This is a genomic window from Polaromonas sp. (genome assembly GCF_036676035.1).
Lineage (GTDB): Bacteria > Pseudomonadota > Gammaproteobacteria > Burkholderiales > Burkholderiaceae_C > Polaromonas.
In genome coordinates this window covers 1-4,714 of the sequence record NZ_JAKFDR010000081.1, presented here as the reverse complement: position 1 = coordinate 4,714, position 4,714 = coordinate 1, and the positions used below count along the sequence as shown (strand labels likewise).

The window sequence follows — 4,714 nt, the reverse complement described above, 5'->3', positions numbered from 1 at the left end:
CACCATGATCGGCCTGGCCGACGACGGCATGACCATGCTGTGCGTCACGCACGAGATGGGCTTTGCCCGCAGCGTGGCCGACCGCGTGATCTTCATGGCCAACGGCCAGATCATCGAGCAGGCGCCACCGCAGCAGTTCTTCAGCAAGCCGCAGCACGAAACCACGCGCAATTTCCTGGGACAAATTCTGAGCTCGCATCAACATGCCGGGTAAAGCCTCGTCAGTGTTTTCTTCCCTCGCCCCCATGCTTCCTCCCGTTTTAATCTCGCTGTCGTCCTTTGGCGCGGCTGAAGTGCGCCGCCATGGCCAGCTCTGGTTCACGCGGCTTTCACACGCGGCCGGCGCCGACGGCGTGGAGGTGCGCGGTGAGCTGCTGGTTGACGCCGCCGCCGAGCTCCCGGCACTGGCGCAAGCGATTCGCCAGGCGGCCATGCGCGTGGTTTATTCCAGCCCTGAAGGCCTGTGGGCCAGCGATGGCACGCTGGACCAGCCCGCACTGGAGCGGGCACTGACTGCGGCCGAAACCCTGTGTGCACCGCGGTTCAAAATGGCCATTGGCGGCTTTGGCCCCGCATCGCACAGCACGCTCGCCCCGCTGCTGGACCGCCTGCATGCAGGCAAGACCGAGCTGGTGATCGAGAACGACCAGACGCCGGCCGCCGGCACGCTGGCCGCGCTGCAGGACTTTTTTGACACGGCCAATGACCAGGGGATTTTTCTGGGCATGACCTTTGACATGGGCAACTGGCACTGGACAGGCGAGTGCCCCCTGCAGGCCGCCGCGGCGCTGGCGCAGCAGGTGCGTTATGTGCACTGCAAAGGCGTGCAGCGCCAGCCGCAGCGCTGGGTGGCCGTGCCGCTGGCCGAGTCGAGCGCACCCTGGCGCGCCGTGCTGCGCGCCCTGCCGGCCAACGTACCATGGGCCATTGAATACCCGCTGATCGGCGACGACCTGCTGGCCGTGACGCGCGAACAGATCCACCAACTTCGTGCCGTGGCCGCGCAACTGTCGGCCCGTACACTGCAACCGGAGCCCACCCTCGCATGAACACCCCCCACGCAAAGACCCCCTTCGACGTCGCCCTGTTCGGCGAAGCCATGATGCTGCTGGTGGCCGACCAGCCCGGCCCGCTGGAGCATGCCGAGGCCTTTCACAAGCGCACCGCCGGCGCTGAAACCAACGTGGCCATCGGCCTGGCGCGCCTGGGCCTCAAGGTCGGCTGGGCCAGCCGCCTGGGCACCGATTCCATGGGCCGCTACCTGCTGGCCGCCATGGCCAAGGAGGGCATTGACTGCTCGCACGTCATTTGCGACGCCAACCAGAAAACCGGCTTTCAATTCAAGGGCAAGGTCACCGACGGCAGCGACCCGCCGGTGGAATACCACCGCAAGGGCTCGGCCGCCAGCCACATGGGCGTGAACGACATTGACGAAGCCTGGCTGCTGTCGGCACGACACCTGCATGCCACCGGCGTGTTTGCAGCCATCTCGGCCACGACCTTGCCCGCCGCCCGCAAAACCATGGACCTGATGCGCGCCGCCGGCCGCAGCGTCTCGTTTGACCCCAACCTGCGCCCCACGCTGTGGGCCACGCCCGAGCTCATGCGCGAATCCATCAACGACCTGGCCACGCGCGCCGACTGGGTGCTGCCAGGCCTGGAAGAAGGCCGCTTTCTGACCGGCGAAACCACGCCCGAAGGCGTTGCGCGTTTCTACCGCCAGCGCGGCGCCAAACTGGTCGTCGTCAAGCTCGGCAGCGAAGGCGCGTATTTTGAAGACGCCTCAGGCAACGGCCATGTGGCCGGCTTTCCGGTGGCAGAAGTGATAGACACCGTGGGTGCAGGCGACGGCTTTGCGGTCGGCGTGATCAGCGCCCTGCTCGACGGCCTGAGCGTGCCCGAGGCGGTGAAGCGCGGCGCCTGGATAGGCGCGCGTGCCGTGCAGGTGCTGGGCGACAGCGAGGGCCTGCCGACCCGCGCCGAGCTGGACGCCGCAAAGCTTTAACCTAGAAACCGCAGTTGACCGCTCATTGCCCGCTGGCAAGAATCGCATGAACACACGCTTATTCGCTCACGCACAAGTTCACCTTTTGGCAGGCAGCGCTACGCACCCGATTGAGCCGCCCTGGCGCGCGCTGGCGGCGTTGCTCCTCCTTGCAGACATCAGCCTGCAGCGTCGTGCGCAGCGAAGGGCCGCCCCCGAGCAAGCACAACCCCCTCGGGGGGCAGCGCAGTACGCGAAGCGACAAGCGTGGGGGCTCCCGCTCGCCTTGCCAGCCCACCCCATGACGGCCCACTCGGGCGCGTCCAACTGCGGTTTCTAGGTTTAAGCGATGGGTACATCAACGCGCAAAAAAGTCCTGGTCTTCCGGGAACTGCCGCCCGACCAGTTGGCCCGCCTTGAAGCGCAGCACGACGTGACAGTCGCCAACCCGCGCCTGCCCGAGCAAGCCGCCGCCTTCCACGCCGCGCTGGCCAGCGCCGAAGGCATGATCGGCTCCAGTTATCCGGTGAACGAGGCCCTGCTTGCCACGGCGCCGCAGCTCAAGGTCATCTCCAGCGTGTCGGTGGGCGTCGACAACTACGCCCTGCCCGCGCTCGCCGCGCGCGGCATCATGCTGTGCCACACGCCCGGCGTGCTGACCGAAACCACCGCAGACACCATCTTTTCCCTCATCATGGCCAGCAGCCGCCGCCTGGTCGAACTGGCCAGCCATGTGCGCGAAGGCCGCTGGACGCGCAACATCGGCGAAGAACTGTTTGGCTGGGACGTGCACGGCAAGACGCTGGGCATCCTCGGCTTCGGCCGCATCGGCCAAGCCGTGGCCCGCCGCGCCGCACTGGGCTTTGGCATGCCCGTGCTGTACCACAGCCGCCGGCCCGTGGATGTGCCTGAGCTGGCTGGCAAGGCCACGCACGCACCGCTGGATGAATTGCTGCGACGCGCCGACATCGTCGCCGCCGTGCTGCCCTTGTCAAACGAAACCCGCGGCCTCATGGGCGCACGCGAGTTTGGCCTGATGAAACCCGGCGCCATCTTCATCAACGGCGGGCGCGGCGCCACCGTGCAGGAAGACGCCCTGCTCCACGCCCTCAACCACGGCACCCTGCGCGCCGCCGGGCTCGACGTGTTTGCCACCGAGCCGCTACCTATGGACTCACCACTGCGCACCCACCCCAAAGTAACGGCCCTGCCGCACATCGGCTCGGCCACGTTCGAGACGCGGCATGCGATGGCGGTGCTGGCGACGAGCAACCTGCTGCAGGCTTTGGCGGGGGAGCGGCCGGTGGCGGTGTTTGAGGCGGCAGGTTCGTAGCAAAATCGGCCTTCAGCCCCTATTTAACGGGCGCGAGTAGCTATTAATTTCATAGCGCATCGCCGCCTTCATTGAGGATGTTCAGATAAGCGTCGTACACAAACACCCGGTTGCGGCGCTGGCCGGTGAGTTCGCGAGCGATGCCCAGCTCCACCAGTGTCAGCATGGCCTTGGAGGCGGTGGGAAAGGTGATGCCGGCGCTTTGGCCGATCTGGCGCAGGCTGCATAACGGCCGCTGCCGCAGGGTGTCGAGCACGCGCAGGACGTTGGCGGCACCCCTACCAACATGTTCACCGTTCTGAACACGCTGGGTGTCCTGCTGGAACAAGTCCACCAGCCGTCGGGCAGTCTGCACGGCGCTGGTGGCGGTTTGCTCCACGCCTTCGAGAAAAAAATCCACCCACGCCTCCCAATCCCCTTCGGTGCGAACACGGTCGAGCAGCTCGTAATACAGGGGACGGTGCTGCTTGAAATAGAGGCTCAGGTAGAGCAGCGGCTGCTGGAGCGCGCCGCCAACATGGAGCAGCAGCGCAATCAGCAAGCGCCCCAGCCGGCCGTTGCCGTCCAGAAAGGGGTGAATGGTCTCGAACTGGACATGCGCGAGTGCCGCCTTGAGCAGCACGGGCAAGTCGCCATTTGCGTTGCCACCTGGGTCGTCATTTTTGCCGTGAATGAAGCGCTCCAGCGCGGTCATGCAGGACTCGACCTCCTGGGGCGGGGGCGGCACGAAGCGGGCATTACCGGGCCGGGTGCCGCCGATCCAGTTCTGGCTTCGACGGAACTCGCCGGGGGCCTTTTCGCTGCCGCGCCCGCGCGCCATCAGCCGGGCATGCATTTCGCGCAACAGTCGGTTGCACAGGGGAAAGCCCTCGCGCAAGCGCGTCATGCCGTGTTCCAGTGCCGCGACGTAGTTGGAGACTTCCACCACGTCGTCGAAGGGCACGCCGGGCAATTCGTCCAGCTCAAACAGCAGCAGGTCAGACAGCGAGGACTGCGTGCCCTCAATTTGCGAGGACAGCACCGCCTCGCGCCGCACATAGGCATAAAGAAAGAGTTGCGGGTCTGGCAGCAGCAGCGCGATGCTGTCAAGGCGACCCAGCGCCAAGGTGGCCTTCTCCAACGCTGCTTGCCGAGTGCCGCCCAGATCGAGCGGCGGCAAGGGCGGCAATGGGTCGGGGACGAAGGCGTGGACGGTTTCTCCCCCCGCTATGCTGGCGGCATACCGGCCTGTCACTTCACGACGCATGGCGAACGAGCCTTGAATAAGGTTTTACGCTATTAAACATAACAGCACTTTACTTTAATAAGGCTCCACTGTGGGGCTCAATTCCATTCCAAGCCCATTTTCTGGCGGTGCTTGTACACGGGCGAAGAGCGTTTCCACTTCAACTGCAAGC

The 4,714-nt window shown here is 65.6% G+C and carries 4 protein-coding genes and 1 pseudogene; 4 read left to right on the top strand and 1 reads right to left on the bottom strand.

Going from position 1 to position 4,714, the window contains the following annotated elements:
• The 4 genes and pseudogenes from glnQ to V6M61_RS12880 all read left to right on the top strand — a co-directional run.
• A pseudogene (glnQ, locus tag V6M61_RS12895) lies at nt 1–214 on the top strand (glutamine ABC transporter ATP-binding protein GlnQ); the annotation flags it as partial.
• Nucleotides 215–245: 31 nt separating this feature from the next.
• A complete protein-coding gene (locus V6M61_RS12890; RefSeq protein WP_332776978.1) occupies nt 246–1,049 on the top strand; it encodes a sugar phosphate isomerase/epimerase family protein in 804 nt (267 codons plus the stop codon).
• On the top strand, nt 1,046–2,005 hold the full coding sequence (locus tag V6M61_RS12885; RefSeq protein ID WP_332776977.1) for a sugar kinase: 960 nt from the start codon (nt 1,046–1,048) through the stop codon (nt 2,003–2,005). The genes V6M61_RS12890 and V6M61_RS12885 overlap by 4 nt, the downstream gene beginning before the upstream one ends.
• 328 nt (nt 2,006–2,333) lie before the next feature.
• The gene (locus V6M61_RS12880) at nt 2,334–3,317 is read left to right on the top strand and encodes a 2-hydroxyacid dehydrogenase (RefSeq protein ID WP_332776976.1); all 984 of its coding nucleotides are present in this window, start codon (nt 2,334–2,336) and stop codon (nt 3,315–3,317) included.
• Between the two features lie 49 nt (nt 3,318–3,366).
• On the opposite strand, the gene V6M61_RS12875 is transcribed toward V6M61_RS12880, so the two are convergent.
• Nucleotides 3,367–4,563: a Fic family protein gene (locus tag V6M61_RS12875; protein WP_332776975.1), complete on the bottom strand. Its 1,197-nt coding sequence runs from the start codon at nt 4,561–4,563 to the stop codon at nt 3,367–3,369.
• Nucleotides 4,564–4,714: the final 151 nt, after the last annotated feature.

What these genes read in the sequence shown, in the direction of transcription:
- V6M61_RS12885 (WP_332776977.1), top strand. Translation starts at nt 1,046, where the DNA reads ATGAACACCCCCCACGCAAAGACCCCCTTCGACGTCGCCCTGTTCGGC.
- V6M61_RS12880 (WP_332776976.1), top strand. Translation starts at nt 2,334, where the DNA reads ATGGGTACATCAACGCGCAAAAAAGTCCTGGTCTTCCGGGAACTGCCG.
- V6M61_RS12875 (WP_332776975.1), bottom strand. Translation starts at nt 4,563, where the DNA reads ATGCGTCGTGAAGTGACAGGCCGGTATGCCGCCAGCATAGCGGGGGGA.
- V6M61_RS12890 (WP_332776978.1), top strand. Translation starts at nt 246, where the DNA reads ATGCTTCCTCCCGTTTTAATCTCGCTGTCGTCCTTTGGCGCGGCTGAA.